Origin of the sequence: Streptomyces sp. NPDC007205 (genome assembly GCF_040634095.1) — a bacterium.
GTDB lineage: Bacteria > Actinomycetota > Actinomycetes > Streptomycetales > Streptomycetaceae > Streptomyces.
This window is the reverse complement of record NZ_JBEYEW010000006.1, coordinates 281978-298284: the sequence shown is the minus strand read 5'-3', so window position 1 is coordinate 298284 and position 16307 is coordinate 281978. Positions and strand designations below refer to the sequence as shown.

Genomic DNA, 16307 nt, shown 5'->3' with positions numbered 1-16307 from the left:
CGGCATCCGAACACCTGACCTTTAGTCCCACCTTGTGCGCATTTCTCGACGGGCGTGTAACAGCGGTTAAAGCGGGGACCGGGCGCGGGAATCCCGAGGCCATGACGCACAACACCCCGCTCTCCCCCCGCCCCCTCCGTCACCTCTCCGAGGTCCACCGCCGCGTCCTGACGGCGGCTCAGCTCCGCGCCCACGGCGTGACGACGGCCGAACTGACCGAGCAGTGCCGCCCCGACGGCCCCTGGCAGCTGATGCTGCCGAACGTGGTCCTGCTGCACCCCGGACCGCCGACGAGCGAGGAGCGCCTGCACGGGGCCCTGCTGTACGCGGCCCGCGAGTCCACGCCGGGCGTCCCGGCCCAGCCGACGGCGGAGGAGCCGCACCGCCCGGTCTACGCGGAGGCGATGATCACGGGCCTGGCCGCCCTCACCCTCCACGGCTTCTCGGCCACCCCGCCGCTGCTCTCCCTGGACCACGTCGACGTCCTGGTCCCGCGGCTGCGCCGGCTGCGTTCCTCGGGCTACGTCCGGGTCCTGCGCACCCCCTCCCTGCCCAGGCCCCGGATGGTGACGGGCCTGCCGGTGGCGCCGGTGCCGCGGGCGCTGGCGGACGCGGTGGCGGAGCTGACGGACGCGCAGGCGGTGCGCCGGCTGCTGACCGAGGCGGTGCGCGGCGGTCACTGCGAACCCGCCTCGGTGGTGAGGGAGTTGACCCACGCCAAGCTGCTGAACCGCCCCCACGTGGTGGACGCGGTGGACGCGCTCGTGGCGGAGGGCCGCTCGATCGCCGAGGACCGGCTGTACCGGATGGTCGCCGAGTACGGGCTGCCCGACCCGGTCTGGAACGTCGACCTGCGCCTGCCCGGCGGCCCGCACCTCGGCGGCCTGGACGCGTACTGGCCCGACCAGGCGGTGGCGGTGGAGCTGGACACGCGCGCGACCCGGCAAGGCCATCAGCAGGACGACGACGCGCTGTGGTCGGAGTACGCCCGCAAGCGCGAGCACCTGGAACGCCTGGGGATCACGGTCGTGTACATCACCCCGAAGAAGCTGCGGGACGGGATGGAACAGCAGGCGGCGGTGGTCCGTACGGCTCTGATGGCGTCGGCCGACCGCGACCCGGCCGCCTATGTCGTGGTGCTTCCCCGGTAGTGACGGCCGGGGAGGACACCAGGAGGGGAGAGGAGGGGCCACCGCATCCGGTGGCCCCTCCTCGTGCGTGCCGCCGCCCGTCAACTTCTCTTGCGCCGCCCGGGTGAGGGTTCACCGCAACGGACGAGCACGGCGGGCGGGGGCGGGCGGCCCGCGATAGGAGGGGACTCATGAGACAGTCCCGAACAGCGGCGGGTGCCTGCTCCCTCCTCCTGGCGGCTGCCTGCGCCTTCGCCGACCCCGCGACGGCGGAAGTGGCGCCCGCGCCTACCGGCTATGTGGCCCTCGGCGACTCCTACTCGGCCGGTGTCGGCGCCGGCGACTACCTCTCCTCCGGCAAGGAGTGCAAGCGCAGCGCCCGGGCGTACCCGGTCCTGTGGGCCGAGGCCCATGCACCGTCGTCGTTCGCCTTCGCCGCCTGCAACGGCGCCCGGACGACCGACGTCCTCGCCGACCAGCTCGGCCATCTCAGCGCGCGCACGGGCCTGGTCACCCTCACCGTCGGCGGCAGCGACTCGGGCTTCGCCGCGGTCATGGCGACCTGCGCGCTGGGCGGCGACACCCGGTGCCGGTCCGCCGTCTCCCGTGCCCGCACCTCGATGGACGGGACGCTCGCACGCGACCTCGACCGCCTCTACACCGCGATCGGGGACCGGGCGCCCGCCGCCCGCGTCGTGGTGCTGGGCTATCCGCATCTGTACCACCTGAGCGGCACCTGCCGTCTGGGCCTCGCGGACAAGGACCGCGCCGCCGTCAACGGCGCCGTCGACCACCTCAACGAGGTGATCGCCAAGGGCGCCGCCGACCACGGCTTCACCTTCGCCGACGTCACCGCCGCCTTCGCCGGCCACGAGATCTGCTCGGCCAGCCCCTGGCTGCACGGCGTCGACGTGCCGGCGATCACCGAGTCGTACCACCCCACGGCACCGGGGCAGTCCCTCGGCTACCTCCCTGCCCTCACCCGGGTGTCCTGACCGCTACAGCGGTCCGGGCAGCGTCGGCAGCTGCGCGGTGCCCGTGTGGACGCCGTCCAGCAGCGCGGCGTACGCCGTGATCATGCGCGTACGGCTGAAGCGCTCGCGGCTCGCCGCCAGGGCGGGGGCGAGGCCGTGGCGGCCGGCGACCGCCGCCGCCCAGGCCGACGCGATGGCGTCGGGGTCCTGCGGGGTCACGAAACCGTGGCCCCGGACGATCTCCGCGCTGTCACCCACGTCCGTCGTCACGGGCACGGCGCCGCACATCATGCCCTCGATCAGGCACAGCGGCGCCGCCTCCCCCGAGACGGAGGTCAGCGCGACGACATCGGCGCCGGCGTAGACGGTCTCCATGTCGCGGCGCACGCCGAGCAGGCGGATCCGCTCCGCGAGCCGCCGGTCCGCGCCGAACGCGATCTCGACGTCGGCCCACAGGGCCGGATTGGTGTCGTTCATGCCCGCGCCGCACATCAGGACCTGGCCCTCGGGCTCGCGGGCGAGCCAGGCGCGGGCGGCACGCAGGAGGAGCGGGATGTTCTTCATCGGGGCGTAGCGGGCCGCGAAGACGACCACCGGAGCGGCGGCCGGGATGCCCAGGGACGCGCGGAACGCCAGCCGGGCCGCCGGGTCCGGGCGGAAGCGGAGCAGGTCGACGCCGTTGGGGATGACGTGCAGCAGCCGGCCCGGGATGCCGGCGGACTCGTAGGCGGCCCGGGTGGACTCGGCGCAGCACACGCACGCGGCCACCGTGCCGTCGGCGATGGCGGCCTTCAGCTCGTCCAGTGCCGGGCCCTGGTTCTCGGGGTCCGAGCGGTGCAGGCAGACCACGACCGGGCGGCGGGGCAGGCCGGCCTGGTTCAGCAGGGCCAGCGGCTGTTCCTTCAGGGAGAGGATCACATCGGCCCCGGCCATCGCCCGAGCCGTTTCGGCCATCTCGGGCCCGCTGAAAACGTTCGCCGCGAGAGCCCCGTCCACCAGGCCCGCGCTGCGGCCGAGCGAGGTGACGCCGATACCGTCGGCGGTCAGCGCCCGGTAGCAGGCGTCGTCCTCCATGCGCTGCCGGGTGGCCTCGCGCCGGACCTCGCCGTGGATGCTGAGTACCTGGTGGGACTGGCCGCCCTCGGCCAGTCCCCGTACGACGTCGCTGTGCACGATCCGGGCTCCTCCGGAGAAGAAACCCTCGTAGACCGACAGCACTCGCAGTCCGTGCCTCTGCCGCACGCGACCACCCGCCTTGCCTCAATGATCGAGAAGATCGAGCCATCCCCGTCCAAAGCGGGTTAGCCGATATGAGGCGGTACGGACATTGCGTACGGGTTAACACGGAATGTCGCGTGCGAAACGGCGGCTAACAGAATTCCTTTTCGATCACGGCGTCCGCGTCCCCCGACCAGTCACCGTTGAAATTCAACGCCAGGGAATGCCGGCCGTCGGCCGTCGTCACCGCCGCCGAGGCGGAGCCGTGGATGCCTCCGTCATGCCCCCAGACATGAACGCCGCAGGTCAGCCGGGTGTCCATGAGACCGAGGCCGTAGCGCGCGTCCGGGATGCCCTTGGCCTCGACGGTGGTCTTCATTTCCTTCAGCTGCTCGGGCGGCAGGAGCTTTCCGCGGAGCAGGGCGCTGTAGAAGCGGTCGAGATCGGCGGAGTCCGAGATCATTTCACCCGCGGCGGAGGCGAAGGAGGGGTTGAGGGCCGTGACGTCGTACGTCGGACCGTTCGGATCGGTGAATTTCGAGTAGGCGCGGCTGCTCGGCCGCGGCACGGTGACCTTCGTACCGGGCAGGGACGTGGCCCTCAGATGCAGCGGGCCAAGGATGCGGCGCTCGATCTCGGTCGTGTACGAGTGTCCCGTGACCTTCTCGATCACCATGCCCGCCACCACGAAGTTGGTGTTGGAGTAGCGCCAGGACGTGCCCGGCGCGAAGGACGGCTCGTGCCGCATCGCGACCGCCACCAGTTGGCGCGGGCCGACGGTCTCGTAGCGGTGCCGGGCGAAGCCCGCCTCGGTGAAGTAGTCACGGGCGAAGTCCGCGTCCTCGGTGTAGTTGGCGATGCCGCTGGTGTGGTTCAGCAGCTGCCGGACGGTGATGTGCCGGCCGTCGTGACCGTGGCCGTGGACGACGCCCGGCAGCCACCTGTCCACCGTGTCGTCCAGGGACAGCCGGCCCTCCGCCTCCAGCTGGAGCAGAACGGTGGCGACGAAGGTCTTGGTGATGCTGCCGACGCGGTAGCGGTCGGCGGTGGAGCGCGGCTCACCCGTGCGCAGGTCGCCCACGCCGGCGGTGGCGGACCAGGTGCCGCGGGCGTCCTTCGCGGTGACGGTCGCACCGGGAACCCCGGCCGCGACGGCCGCCTCGATCGCCTTGCGGGTGCCGGCGTGGCCGCCCTGCGGGTGCGTGCCGGCGGCGGCCACGGCCGGTGCCGCCAGGGCCACCGAGACGAGCAGGGCGGTGACGCCCACCAACGTCGTGCGTACGCGCATGTCTTCCCCCAACCTGGAATGTTCCGGTCGGGGAAGAGAACCTGCTCCGGGTGCGCGAAGGTTGCCCGGCTGTAACCCGGTTGAGTGAATTTCAGCCCTTCTTCAGCACCAGCTCCGTGTTCCGGTCCGCCGCGCCGCCCGCGAGCGTCTTGTTGGCGCCGGGTGCGTTGTAGGCCAGCTCGCGGTAGAGGGCGGCGAGGCCGGTCTGGGAGAGGTCGGCGTAGTCGGTGCGGTGCGGGGCGGCGGACTCGATCAGGGTGGTGAACACGGAGATCGTGCCGTCCTTGTTGTCGGCCAGCTCGATGATGCGGGCCAGGTGGGGGTAGTCGATGTGGGATGCGGTGGAGATCTCCCAGAAGGACCGGCCGCCGGAGGCCTGGTGCGGGGTGATGACGTTCCTGTGCACGTGGCCGTTCACCCAGGCCAGGACATGGGCGTGGGCCGAGAGGACGGAGAGCACCTCGGCGCCGGTGTGGCGCTGCTCGCCGGGGCGGGCCGGGTCGGGGCGGGTGTTGTTCATGGAATTGCTGGTGTGGTGGCTGAAGACGACCGCGTAGGAGTCCTTGTTGTCCTTGAGCGTCCGGTCGAGCCACCTGAGCTGGGCGGTGCCGATCGAGCCGTTGTAATGGCCGCCGGGGTCGGTGGTGTCGAGGCTGATGCCGATGACGTCCTCGGAGATGCGGAAGGCGTAGTACTGGGTGCCCGCGTCGAGGTTCGCCGAGGAGTAGCCGTGGCCGGCCGGCCCGTGGCCCTGGTGGGCGGGGTCCAGGTGGGCCTTGAGGTAGTCGCCCTGGGTGTACGGGGCGCGCCTCTCGTCCGGGGTGACCGAGCGCATGGAGCGGGCGTGGGCCTTGAGGAAGTCGCGGTAGCCGGTGCCCTTGGGGTCCTTGGCGTTGTTGATGGCGTCCAGGAGCTTCCTGGCGTCGGCGGCGGGGACACTCATCAGCTTCCTGCCGCCGATGGCCGCCTCGGCGAGGTAGGGGTCGCCGTGGGAGCCGTACGCGCCGAGCGGGAGGGCGTCGTGGTTGCCGACGGTGGAGTACCAGGGCAGATTGAGGCCGGGGCTCCGCACCTCGCGGATCGCGGCGGCAAGGAAGCCCTGCAGGTGCGGGAAGCCGAGCGCCTTGTCGCCGTCGCGGGTGGTGGAGTCGGGCTGCCAGTACAGCTTCAGGCCGCTGTTCTGCACGCCCTCGTAGTGCCTGGGGTCCCCGGAGTTGGGGCTGATACGGCCACCGCTCATCACCTTCATGAACCACTCCAGCTCGGAGTGGGCGTTGTTGTCGGTGTTGTCGCCGGTGGTCATGACGAAGTGGAGCGGGGCGCCGGTGACGGGGGCGCCCCGCAGTGCGTTGACCCGCTCGACGAGCGAGACGGCGCCGGGCACGGTGAGCGCCTCGTGCGGGCGCCAGGAGTGCTGGTCGGCCGAGCGCAGGAACTCCCAGCGCAGGGGGTGCTGGACGTCCATCAGGTGCAGGTCGGTGAACTGGACGAACGCGGCGAGGGTCGTACGGCGGCCCGCGCGGCCGGACTTGGGGGCGGCCAGCTCGCTGCGCACCACCCGTTTCCAGCCGGGCCCGTCGGCCAGGCGCCGGTAGCCGGAGCTGTTCCGGGGCGTGGCGAGGGAGGCGAGGGTGGTGCCCTTGCTGTAGGGGGCGAGCGGGGCCGCGGCGGAGACCCTCCGGGAGGCGGCGACGGGCGCCTCGGCGGAGGAGGAGGCGGCGGAGGAGGAGGCGGCGGCCCGGCTGTCGGTGGGGCGCAGGGCGTAGCCGACGCCCGCGGAGAGCGAAACCGCTCCGGCGGCGGCAAGGACGGTACGGCGGTTGACCCCCAGAGCGGAGGTGGCGACAGAGCGTATGCGCGACATGGCGCGATCTCCCCGGGTGCGAACGCGTCGGCAGTGGTCGCGGGCCGTCGCCTGTGCGAACGCCCCGCTCACTCTGGATGCTTGGCACCCGGGATGACCTGCGCGTGAACGCGGCGGCAACGCGCAGCGCCCATCACCGTACGTGGATCACGGGGTACGGCACGCGGTCACGGAGTGGATTGCGCGTGGCCGAGGGGCGGTTGCTCCTCGTTCATCTCCCGGGGTAGGAGACGGGCCCGGCGGCGAGATGGCCGTCCGCCGGGCGCTCCCGCCACAGCCGCAGCGCGATGTCGACCAGGCGCACCCGGTTCAGGTCCGGGACGGCCGAAAGGTCCTGCCATGCGGCGAAGTCGGTGGACCCGCCGACCTCGTAGCGGAGTTCGCCGCCGGTGACCTCTCCTTCGTAGAGGAGACGCAGGCCGTGGTGGGCGGTGGGGCGCCGCAGCCCTCGGCGGGGGAAGAGATGGCGCCGCGAGTCCACGCCGAGGAGACCGGTCACCGCGATGCGGTAGCCGGTCTCCTCGGTGACCTCGCGGCGGACGGTGTCGTACGGATCCTCGCCGTGCTCCATGCCGCCGCCGGGCAGCACCCACTCGGGAGTTCCGTCGGGGGCCGGTGAACGAGCGAGCAGGATCTGTCCGTCGCGGACGCATACGGCGTAGGCCGCCACCCTCAAGTTCCGTCGCATTCCTGGACGTTAGCCCGGCACGTCCGGATTGGCCGGTGAATATTCGGGCGCGGACCAGCGCAGGGGCAGGGCGGCCGGGGTCCACAGAGCCTCGGTGAGCCCGAAGCGGACGCTGCGGTCGCCTCCGGGGGTGAGGGCGGTGTGCGCCTCGCCGGTGAGCTGGAGGGTGGTGCCCGTGGTCCAGTCGAGGAAGAGGAGGCCTGCGCGGGGGTCGGTGCGCAGGTTGCCGAGGGTGAGGAACATGGCGTTGCCGGGGTAGTCCGGCCAGGTCAGTTCGTGGGGTGACGTGACCTGGACGAAGCCGGGGTTGCCGCCGCGGTGGCTCACATCGGCTCCGCCGGGATGGACCGTGGCCAGGAAGAAGGTGTCGGCCGTTCTGATGAACGCCGTCTCTTCGGGGCCGAGTCGGGTGAGTCGGCGCGGGCCGGCCGGCGGGCGCTCGGGGAGTGTCTCGTACGCGTTTCTGCGCTGGATGTATTTGGGGCAGTTGGAGAAGACCTGGTCCGCGGTGACGGCGAAGCCGCGGTCCGTCGGCCTCAGCCGGCCGTTCAGGCGCATGCGGCGGCGGGTGCGGGGGTCCAGGGCAATGGTGCCCAGGGGAGTGCCGGGGGTTTTCAGCGCGGTCACGAGGGGGGCGTGCGGGCCGTCGTGCGGGTGCGGGTTGTTGGTGGTTGCCCGTGTGAGGACCGACATCTGCCTGGGGCCGGTGGCCCGGACGAAGCCCGGTGTGCCGGTGAGGGCGGCCGCCCACACCCTCCCCGTCCCCGGATCCGCCGCTCCCACCACCAGCAGGGGCTGGAGTTCCAGGAAGGCCGCTGCTATCGGCTTGATGTCCTGGCCGAGGGAGCGGCCCACGTGGTCGGCGCGGTCGCGTGCACCCATCAGTTCCTGCACGGCGAGCGAACCCGCGTTATAGGTGCCCATGGTTAGAAGAAGCCGCAGGTCGGAGCGGAGGCGTGGGGGGCGGGGGCGCCGTCGGGGCCGAGGGGTGCGGAGATCTCCAGGCGGATGCCGTCCGGGTCGTGGAAGAAGATCCCGCCCGAGGTGCCGCCCTCGCGGTGGGCGACCACGCCGTCGTGGGCGAAGTCCACCCCGGCGGCCCGCAGCGCGGTCTCGTACTCCCGGACGCGGTCGATCGAGTCGACCGTGAAGGCGAGGTGGTGCAGTCCGGGGCGACCGCTGTCGTACGACCCCTGCGCCTGCTGCCAGAGCGTGACGAGCGGGGCGCCGCCGCTCTCGCCCAGCATCGCCCAGCGCTGGTCGTCCTCCTTGCCCTCGGCGAGCACGGTGAAGCCGAGGAGGTCGCGGTACAGGGCGAGCGAGCGGTCGAGGTCGGTGACGTTCAGACCTGCGTGCGCGATGCGCGGAGCCATGGTGTTCTCCTTCGAGCAACTGTATAACCGTCGTCATCAAAGTTAGAGGGTTAGACCTCGGAAGGTCAACCGCTCACATACAATTGAGCGGTTAGAAGAGAAGGAGTGCCCGATGACCGCCCCTCGCGACCCCCGGCCCCTCACCGGTGAGCCCCTCGCCCTCGACCTGCTCAACACCCGGTGGAACCGGGAAGGCGTCACCCAGGACCTGCTCGACGGCACCGAGGGGCTGGCGGTGTGGCTCGCGGGCAACGGGCTGGCCGGGGACCATGCGGCCGACGCGGAGGTGCTGGAGCATCTGCGTGAGGCGCGCGAGGCGATCAGGGTCGCGGTGCACGGCTCGCCGCGGGAGGCGGCACCGCTCGTGGACGCCGTACTGGCGCACGGGCGGATCCGGGCCCGGCTGACGCCCGACGGCCCCGCCGAAGAGCCGGAGTTCGCCGATCGGTCGTGGGGGCCTGCCTGGCTCGCCGCCCGGAACTACCTGGACCTGATCACCCGGGGCCCGGAGCGCATCCGGACCTGCTCCGGCGGCGGCTGCATCCTGCACTTCTACGACACCTCCCGGAACGGCACCCGCCGCTGGTGCTCGATGGCCGTGTGCGGCAACCGCGCGAAGGCGTCCCGGCACTACGCGCGCTCGAAGGAGAACTGACGGCGCCGCCGTCGAGCAGGAAACCGGCCTCGGCCGGCCCGTGCGCGGGCTCGTGCAGGAGCGGATCGCTTTCAGCGTGCCCTCGCCGCCCACGCCGACCTGCCCCAGGGCCCCTCCCGGCCGCTCGCGGTCCGCTCCGGCAGCCGCAGCCGTACCTGCCGTCCCGCCCCCTTCCGCAGAGGCGTACGTCACACCGCCGTGTGGCCGTGCCCCGGACGGGCAGGGGCGGGACGGCACAGCTTGCGGCCGGGGTGCCAGGCTGGGGGAATTTCTCCAGCTCAGCGGGGTGCGGAGCGGACGTACGGAACCGTCCGCCGGGTGATGGTGTCCCACCCTTCGGGCACGCCTCGCAAAGAATTGGACAGGTGGACCGGGGTCGGCCGCATGATGGAAAGCCCCGGTCATGCATGAGACACAAAGAGGGAGTCACTGTGAGGGTCGGAATCGTCGGAGCCACCGGTCAGGTCGGCACGGTCATGCGCAGGATCCTCACGGAGCGCGACTTCCCGGTGACGCAGCTGCGCCTGTTCGCCTCGGCCCGCTCGGCCGGGACCGTGCTGGACGGCGTGACGGTGGAGGACGCGGCGACCGCCGACTACTCCGGCCTGGACATCGTGCTCTTCTCCGCGGGCGGCGCGACCTCCAGGGCGCTGGCCGAAAAGGTCGCCTCCCAGGGTGCCGTGGTGATCGACAACTCCTCCGCCTGGCGCCGGGACCCGGACGTGCCCCTGGTGGTCTCCGAGGTGAACCCGCACGCGGTCGCCGACCGCCCCAAGGGCATCATCGCCAACCCGAACTGCACGACGATGGCCGCGATGCCGGTCCTGAAGCCGCTGCACGAGGAGGCGGGCCTCGAAGCCCTGGTCGTCGCCACCTACCAGGCGGTGTCCGGTTCGGGTCTCGCGGGCGTGGCCGAACTGCACGGCCAGGTGCAGAAGGTCGCCGCCGAGGCCGACAAGCTCACCCACGACGGCCAGGCGGTCGACTTCCCCGAGCCGAACATCTACCAGCGCACCATCGCCTTCAACGTGCTGCCGCTGGCGGGCTCGATCGTCGACGACGGTCTGCACGAGACCGACGAGGAGCAGAAGCTGCGCAACGAGTCCCGCAAGATCCTGGAGATCCCCGCCCTGAAGGTCTCCGGCACCTGCGTGCGCGTCCCGGTCTTCTCCGGTCACTCCCTCCAGGTCAACGCCCGTTTCGCCCGCCCGATCACCCCGGAGCGCGCGACCGAGCTGCTCGCGAAGGCGCCGGGCGTGGCCCTCTCCGACATCCCGACCCCGCTGCAGGCGGCCGGCCAGGACCCGGCGTACGTCGGCCGCATCCGCCGCGACGAGACGGTGGACAACGGCCTCGCCCTGTTCATCTCCAACGACAACCTCCGCAAGGGCGCCGCTCTGAACGCGGTCCAGATCGCGGAGCTGGTGGCGGCGGAGCTGTCCGCGAAGTAGGTCACCCGCACGGAAGGGGCGGTCACGGTCACGTGGCCGCCCCTTCCGCACGCCGGCCCGGGGGCGAGCGCCGCCAGCCCGGCGAGCGGCCCCGTCACCAGTACGGCGGTCAGGCCCGGCCCGTCTGCGAGCCGGCCGCCGGTCAGCGCGCCGAGGGCTGCGCATGACCCGCCGCAACCCCACCCTCGCCGAGATCACCGCCACGGCCGTCTTCCTCGCCTCCGACGGGGCGGCGGGCATCACCGGCACGTTCATCGATGTGACCGGGGGGATGTTCCCGGGCTAGGCCCGCCGTACCTCGTACAGGAAGCACCCGTACTCCACCGCCCGCACCTGCACCACCGCCACCTCCGGGTCCGCGAAGGCGTCCGCGAAGGCATCCGAGAAGGCGTCCGCGAAGGCCTCGTCGAAGCTCTCCGCGGGCTCCACCAGGCGACCGCCCAGGATCCGGCCGTCGGCTGAGTAGCGGCGCAGTACGCGGTGGGCGTTCGTGAAGGGCAGGGCGGCGGTGCCGGACGGGCCCGGGCACTGCCCGGCGTGGATGAAGACCGGGCCCTGCTCGTCGTACGCGCCGGGGTCGGCGTCCGTCTCGGCGGCCCAGCGGCGCAGCGGGGCGTACGAGACCAGGGCGATCCGCTCCCCCGGCTCGCTGTGGCGCAGGCAGCAGCGCAGCGGGGCGCCGCCCTCCTCGTCGGTGAAGGGGGCCAGGGGGCGGCCCGCGTCGTCGGCGGTCCGCAGCTCCTTCAGAACCCGGGGCGGGACGGGGCGCGGGGTGTGTGTCGTCGTCATGGGTCCAGCGTCCTGCCGCGGCGCACCGCTGACCGGCGGGAACCGGACATCGCGCTCCCTGTGGGTCCCATGGAAGGATGGCGCAACCGACACATAACGAGGAGATGACCGCGTGCCTGGCACAAACCTGACTCGCGAAGAGGCGCAGCAGCGGGCCGAGCTGCTCACCGTTGACTCGTACGAGATCGATCTCGACCTCTCCGGTGCGCAGGAGGGCGGTAGCTACCGGTCCGTGACCACGGTGCGCTTCGACGCCGCCCGTACGGGCGCGGAGTCGTTCATCGACCTGGTGGCTCCGGCCGTCCACGAGGTGGTCCTCAACGGCGACCAGCTGGACCCCTCCGAGGTCTTCAAGGACTCGCGGATCGCCCTGCCGGGGCTGCTGGAGGGGCGCAACGTCCTGCGGGTCGTCGCGGACTGCGCCTACACCAACACCGGCGAGGGCCTGCACCGCTTCGTCGACCCCGTCGACGAGCAGGCCTACCTCTACACCCAGTTCGAGGTCCCGGACGCCCGCCGCGTCTTCGCCTCCTTCGAACAGCCGGACCTGAAGGCCACCTTCCAGTTCACCGTGAAGGCGCCCGAGGGCTGGACGGTGATCTCGAACTCGCCGACGCCCGAGCCCAAGGACAACGTCTGGGTCTTCGAGCCGACCCCGCGCATCTCGTCGTACATCACCGCGCTGATCGTCGGCCCCTACCACTCCGTGCACAGCGTGTACGAGAAGGACGGGCAGAGCGTGCCGCTGGGCATCTACTGCCGTCCGTCCCTCGCCGAGTTCCTGGACTCGGACGCGATCTTCGAGGTGACCCGGCAGGGCTTCGACTGGTTCCAGGAGAAGTTCGACTACGCCTACCCGTTCGCGAAGTACGACCAGCTGTTCGTGCCGGAGTTCAACGCGGGCGCGATGGAGAACGCGGGCGCGGTGACCATCCGGGACCAGTACGTCTTCCGGTCCAAGGTGACCGACGCGGCGTACGAGGTCCGCGCCGAGACGATCCTGCACGAGCTGGCCCACATGTGGTTCGGCGACCTCGTCACCATGGAGTGGTGGAACGACCTGTGGCTGAACGAGTCGTTCGCCACCTACACCTCCATCGCCTGCCAGGCCGCCGCGCCCGGCTCGCGCTGGCCGCACTCGTGGACCACGTTCGCCAACTCGATGAAGACCTGGGCGTACCGGCAGGACCAGCTGCCGTCCACGCACCCGATCATGGCGGACATCCGCGACCTGGACGACGTCCTCGTCAACTTCGACGGCATCACGTACGCCAAGGGCGCGAGCGTGCTGAAGCAGCTCGTCGCGTACGTCGGCGAGGACGAGTTCTTCAAGGGCGTGCAGGCCTATTTCAAGGCGCACGCGTTCGGCAACACGCGCCTGTCCGACCTGCTCGGCGCGTTGGAGGAGACCTCCGGCCGTGACCTGAAGACCTGGTCGAAGAAGTGGCTGGAGACGGCGGGCATCAACATCCTCCGCCCGGAGGTCGCCACCGACGCCGACGGGGTCGTCACCTCCTTCGCCGTCCGCCAGGAGGCCCCGGCGCTGCCCGCCGGCGCCAAGGGCGAGCCGGTCCTGCGCCCGCACCGCATCGCGATCGGCCTCTACGACCTCGACGCCGGCTCCGGCAAGCTGGTGCGCACCGAGCGCGTCGAACTGGACGTCGACGGCGAGCTGACGGCCGTAGCGCAGCTGACGGGCAAGCGCCGCCCGGCGGTCGTGCTGCTCAACGACGACGACCTGTCGTACGCCAAGGTCCGCCTGGACGAGGACTCCCTGAAGGTGGTCACCGAGCACCTCGGCGACTTCGAGGCCTCCCTCCCGCGGGCCCTGTGCTGGGCCTCGGCCTGGGACATGACGCGGGACGCCGAGCTGGCCGCCCGTGACTACCTCTCGCTCGTCCTGTCCGGCATCGGCAAGGAGTCCGACATCGGCGTCGTGCAGTCGCTGCACCGCCAGGTCAAGCTCGCCATCGACCTGTACGCCGATCCGGCCGCCCGCGAGTCCCTGCTGACCCGCTGGACCGACGCCACGCTGGCCCACCTGCGCGCGGCCGAGCCGGCGAGCGACCATCAGCTGGCCTGGGCCCGGGCCTTCGCGGCGACCGCCCGCACCCCCGAGCAGCTGGACCTGCTGGAGGCCCTGCTGGAGGGCACCCAGACCATTGAGGGCCTGGCCGTGGACACCGAGCTGCGCTGGGCGTTCGTGGAGCGGCTGGCGGCGGTCGGCCGCTTCGACGAGGCGGAGATCGCGGCCGAGTACGAGCGGGACAAGACCGCGGCCGGTGAGCGGCACGCGGCCACCGCCCGCGCGGCCCGCCCGACGGCGGAGGCCAAGGCGGAGGCCTGGGCCTCGGTCGTCGACTCGGACAAGCTGCCGAACGCCGTGCAGGAGGCCGTGATCGGCGGCTTCGTCCAGACCGACCAGCGCGAGCTGCTCGCGCCGTACGCGGACCGCTACTTCGAGGTCGTCAAGGACATCTGGGACGCGCGCTCGCACGAGATCGCCCAGCAGATCGCCATCGGCCTGTACCCGTCGGTCCACGTCTCCGAGGAGACCCTGGCCAAGACGGACACCTGGCTGACCACAGCCGAGCCGAACGCGGCCCTGCGCCGCCTCGTCTCGGAGTCCCGCGCGGGCATCGAACGCGCGCTGAAGGCCCAGGCGGCGGACGCGGCGGCCTCGGAGTAACACTCCTTGTGCCGACAAGGGCGCCCGGCGGCACGCCGGGCGCCCTTTCCCGTGCGCGTTCTCCTCGGCGCAGGGCCCTCGGCATACCGCCTTTCACCACTGCGTACCCTTCAGGTCCGGGCCCTGGCCGCGTTCTGCAGTGCTTCGAGTACGTGGGTCACCGCCCGGCCCGTCTCCCCGCCCCTGCGTACCGCCGCCGTCACATGGCGGACCGGGCCGTCCGGGCCGAGGTCGCGCATGACCACCCCGTCCCGGCGGACCGCCGCCATCCGGGGGACCAGGGCCACGCCCATGCCCGCTCCCACCATGGCGAGGATCGCGGTCCAGCCGGAGGCCGAGTGGCCCTGGTGGGGGCTGAAGCCGGCCGATTCGCAGGCGCGGCGGGTGATGTCGGACCAGGGGCCGCTGCCGCCGAAGATCCAGGGTTCGGCGGCCAGGTCGGTGAGGGTGGGGGCGGAGGCCGTGGCCAGGGGGTGGCCGGGGGGCAGGGCGATGTCGAGGGGGTCGGTGAGCAGGGGGACGCGGGTGAAGCGGGGGTCGGCGGCGCTGGGCGCCGACGCCGCGAGGGACAGGGCCAGGTCGACCTCACCGGCGGCCAGCAGGTCGTAGGCCTCGGCGGCCTCCGCCTCCCGTATGCGGACGGTCACCCCGGGGTGGGTGTCCCGCAGGGCCCGTACGGCCGGTACGACCAGGGCGGGGACCGAAGTGGAGAAGGCCCCCACCCGCACCTCCCCCGCCTCCCCCTGGCTGTACGCCGCCAAGGCCGCCTCCGTACGCTCCAGTTGCTCGAAGACCGGCTCTGTGTGGGCCAGCACCAGACGCGCCGCGTCGGTGAGCCGGACCCTGCGGCCCCGCGCCTCCAGCAGGGGCACGCCGAGCTGCCGGGACAGGTTGGTGAGCTGCTGGGAGACCGCGGACGGGGTCATGTGCAGGGCCTCGGCCGTCGCGGTCACCGTCCCGCGCTCCCGCAGGGTGCGCAGGATCTGCAGCTTCCGGATGTCCCACTCGGCCATGCGGGCACGCTACACGGCGGACAGGCCGGTCTCCCGTGCGCGGCGGCCGGCCGTTCCCCGGACGCCCCGGGCGTCACCGCGGTGGTCGCCGAACCGGTCGCCAGGAGCGGGGAGTTCGCCACTCCGTGGCAGGGGTACGAGGTGCGCAGCCGGACCGTCGGCCGCAAGCACTTCGCCGTGATCCTGCTGGGACTCGCCGGCACGGCTCCGCCGTCAGCGCCGGGAGCCGGCGCCCAGGACGACCCCGCCCAGGATCAGCGCCATCGCCGGCAGCTGCGGCAGGGCCGTCGTCTCGCCGAGTACGGCCCAGGACAGCAGGGCCACGCAGACCGGCTGGAGGTAGTAGACGATGCCCGCGCGGGTCGCGCCGATCAGGGTGATGGCCTTGTTCCAGGCGAAGAAGGCGAGCGCGGAGGAGGCCACGCCGACATAGAGGAGGGGCAGGACCGTGCCGGGGGTGGGGTGGAAGGACCCCTGCACGGTCACACTCACCGCCTGCGCGGGCAGCAGCAGGACCGTGCCGGCCAGGAACGTGGTGAACAGGAAGCCGGTGCCCGAGAGTTCGGCGGGCCTGCGGCGCAGCAGTGCGCTGTAGCCGGCGAAGCAGCAGGCCGCGGCGATCATCCACAGGTCGCCGGGCGAGAAGTGCGCGCCGCCGCCGACCAGCAGGGCCACGCCCGCGCAGGCGATGAGCAGCCCGGTGGTGCGGCGCGCGCCGAGCCGTACGCCGCCCAGCCGTTCGAACACCGCCATGAGTACCGGCGAGGCGGCCATGATCATGCCCATGATGGGGGCGGGGGTGGTCAGTCCGGCCTGGTTGACGAGGGTGTTGTAGACGGCCACCCCGAGGAGAGAGGCGAGCAGGACGTAGCGGGCGTGGCGGCGCAGCAGGGCCCGCTGGCGCCAGGCCTGCCTCGCACCGAAGGGCGCTACCGCGAGGAGGGCGATCACCCAGCGCCAGAAGGCGTGCTGGACGGGCGGGACGCTGTCGTGCAGGCCGCGGGAGGTGACGAAGCTGCCCGACCAGACGACCGTGGCGAGCGCGGCGCAGGCGAGGCCGAGCAGGGGGGCGGCGGCCTCGCGGGGGCGGCGGGCGGCGGCCGGGGTGACGGTGGTGCTGGTCCGGTGCAGGACGGCTGTCACAGGGGTCCTTTCGGTGAGGAACGGGGTGCCGG

The 16307-nt window shown here is 72.2% G+C and carries 15 protein-coding genes; 6 read left to right on the top strand and 9 right to left on the bottom strand.

The window, feature by feature from the left end:
• Positions 1 to 101: 101 nt before the first annotated feature.
• Both ABZ624_RS13935 and ABZ624_RS13930 read left to right on the top strand, forming a co-directional pair.
• Positions 102 to 1151, top strand: a complete 1050-nt coding sequence (locus ABZ624_RS13935; RefSeq protein ID WP_360086825.1) for a hypothetical protein — start codon at positions 102 to 104, stop codon at positions 1149 to 1151.
• Between the two features lie 170 nt (positions 1152 to 1321).
• Entirely contained in the window at positions 1322 to 2125 is an 804-nt protein-coding gene (locus ABZ624_RS13930) for an SGNH/GDSL hydrolase family protein (protein WP_360086822.1), read from the top strand.
• A gap of 3 nt (positions 2126 to 2128) precedes the next feature.
• Here ABZ624_RS13930 and ABZ624_RS13925 read toward each other — a convergent pair whose 3' ends face one another.
• The 6 genes from ABZ624_RS13925 to ABZ624_RS13900 all read right to left on the bottom strand — a co-directional run bounded on the left by ABZ624_RS13925 (position 2129) and on the right by ABZ624_RS13900 (position 8535).
• Entirely contained in the window at positions 2129 to 3322 is a 1194-nt protein-coding gene (locus ABZ624_RS13925; protein ID WP_360086961.1) for a glycosyltransferase, read from the bottom strand.
• A 151-nt stretch (positions 3323 to 3473) separates the two neighbouring features.
• Positions 3474 to 4610 (bottom strand): serine hydrolase domain-containing protein, encoded by a 1137-nt coding sequence (locus ABZ624_RS13920; protein WP_360086819.1) that lies wholly within the window; start codon positions 4608 to 4610, stop codon positions 3474 to 3476.
• Positions 4611 to 4701: 91 nt separating this feature from the next.
• Entirely contained in the window at positions 4702 to 6474 is a 1773-nt protein-coding gene (locus tag ABZ624_RS13915; protein WP_360086816.1) for a TIGR03767 family metallophosphoesterase, read from the bottom strand.
• 211 nt (positions 6475 to 6685) lie between these two features.
• Positions 6686 to 7162, bottom strand: coding sequence for an NUDIX hydrolase (locus ABZ624_RS13910; RefSeq protein ID WP_360086813.1), 477 nt, complete (start codon positions 7160 to 7162; stop codon positions 6686 to 6688).
• A gap of 9 nt (positions 7163 to 7171) precedes the next feature.
• On the bottom strand, positions 7172 to 8086 hold the full coding sequence (locus ABZ624_RS13905) for a pyridoxamine 5'-phosphate oxidase family protein (protein ID WP_360086810.1): 915 nt from the start codon (positions 8084 to 8086) through the stop codon (positions 7172 to 7174).
• A gap of 2 nt (positions 8087 to 8088) precedes the next feature.
• A complete protein-coding gene (locus ABZ624_RS13900) occupies positions 8089 to 8535 on the bottom strand; it encodes a VOC family protein (RefSeq protein ID WP_360086807.1) in 447 nt (148 codons plus the stop codon).
• Between the two features lie 112 nt (positions 8536 to 8647).
• On the opposite strand from ABZ624_RS13900, the gene ABZ624_RS13895 reads away from it, so the two are divergent.
• From ABZ624_RS13895 to ABZ624_RS13885, 3 genes are all read left to right on the top strand, one after another.
• The gene (locus ABZ624_RS13895) at positions 8648 to 9190 is read left to right on the top strand and encodes a CGNR zinc finger domain-containing protein (protein ID WP_360086804.1); all 543 of its coding nucleotides are present in this window, start codon (positions 8648 to 8650) and stop codon (positions 9188 to 9190) included.
• Between the two features lie 431 nt (positions 9191 to 9621).
• Positions 9622 to 10641 (top strand): aspartate-semialdehyde dehydrogenase, encoded by a 1020-nt coding sequence (locus ABZ624_RS13890; RefSeq protein WP_360086801.1) that lies wholly within the window; start codon positions 9622 to 9624, stop codon positions 10639 to 10641.
• Between the two features lie 163 nt (positions 10642 to 10804).
• Positions 10805 to 10927: an SDR family oxidoreductase gene (locus ABZ624_RS13885; protein ID WP_360086798.1), complete on the top strand. Its 123-nt coding sequence runs from the start codon at positions 10805 to 10807 to the stop codon at positions 10925 to 10927.
• Here ABZ624_RS13885 and ABZ624_RS13880 read toward each other — a convergent pair.
• Entirely contained in the window at positions 10924 to 11430 is a 507-nt protein-coding gene (locus ABZ624_RS13880) for a DUF1203 domain-containing protein (RefSeq protein ID WP_360086795.1), read from the bottom strand. The genes ABZ624_RS13885 and ABZ624_RS13880 overlap by 4 nt on opposite strands.
• Before the next feature lie 112 nt (positions 11431 to 11542).
• Here ABZ624_RS13880 and pepN point away from each other — a divergent pair, with 112 nt between their 5' ends.
• Positions 11543 to 14119 (top strand): aminopeptidase N, encoded by a 2577-nt coding sequence (gene pepN / locus ABZ624_RS13875; RefSeq protein WP_360086792.1) that lies wholly within the window; start codon positions 11543 to 11545, stop codon positions 14117 to 14119.
• Positions 14120 to 14229: 110 nt separating this feature from the next.
• Here pepN and ABZ624_RS13870 read toward each other — a convergent pair whose 3' ends face one another.
• Together ABZ624_RS13870 and ABZ624_RS13865 are read right to left on the bottom strand one after the other, a co-directional pair.
• Positions 14230 to 15132 (bottom strand): LysR family transcriptional regulator, encoded by a 903-nt coding sequence (locus ABZ624_RS13870; protein WP_360086789.1) that lies wholly within the window; start codon positions 15130 to 15132, stop codon positions 14230 to 14232.
• A gap of 213 nt (positions 15133 to 15345) precedes the next feature.
• Positions 15346 to 16197 carry a DMT family transporter gene (locus ABZ624_RS13865; protein ID WP_360086958.1) on the bottom strand — a complete coding sequence of 284 codons (852 nt, stop codon included), beginning with the start codon at positions 16195 to 16197 and terminating at the stop codon, positions 15346 to 15348.
• Between the last annotated feature and the right edge of the window lie 110 nt (positions 16198 to 16307).

Coding starts and splice junctions, on each gene's coding strand:
- ABZ624_RS13935 (WP_360086825.1), top strand. CDS start 102: ATGACGCACAACACCCCGCTCTCCCCCCGCCCCCTCCGTCACCTCTCC.
- ABZ624_RS13930 (WP_360086822.1), top strand. CDS start 1,322: ATGAGACAGTCCCGAACAGCGGCGGGTGCCTGCTCCCTCCTCCTGGCG.
- ABZ624_RS13920 (WP_360086819.1), bottom strand. CDS start 4,610: ATGCGCGTACGCACGACGTTGGTGGGCGTCACCGCCCTGCTCGTCTCG.
- ABZ624_RS13915 (WP_360086816.1), bottom strand. CDS start 6,474: ATGTCGCGCATACGCTCTGTCGCCACCTCCGCTCTGGGGGTCAACCGC.
- ABZ624_RS13910 (WP_360086813.1), bottom strand. CDS start 7,162: ATGCGACGGAACTTGAGGGTGGCGGCCTACGCCGTATGCGTCCGCGAC.
- ABZ624_RS13905 (WP_360086810.1), bottom strand. CDS start 8,086: ATGGGCACCTATAACGCGGGTTCGCTCGCCGTGCAGGAACTGATGGGT.
- ABZ624_RS13900 (WP_360086807.1), bottom strand. CDS start 8,535: ATGGCTCCGCGCATCGCGCACGCAGGTCTGAACGTCACCGACCTCGAC.
- ABZ624_RS13895 (WP_360086804.1), top strand. CDS start 8,648: ATGACCGCCCCTCGCGACCCCCGGCCCCTCACCGGTGAGCCCCTCGCC.
- ABZ624_RS13885 (WP_360086798.1), top strand. CDS start 10,805: ATGACCCGCCGCAACCCCACCCTCGCCGAGATCACCGCCACGGCCGTC.
- ABZ624_RS13880 (WP_360086795.1), bottom strand. CDS start 11,430: ATGACGACGACACACACCCCGCGCCCCGTCCCGCCCCGGGTTCTGAAG.
- ABZ624_RS13870 (WP_360086789.1), bottom strand. CDS start 15,132: ATGGCCGAGTGGGACATCCGGAAGCTGCAGATCCTGCGCACCCTGCGG.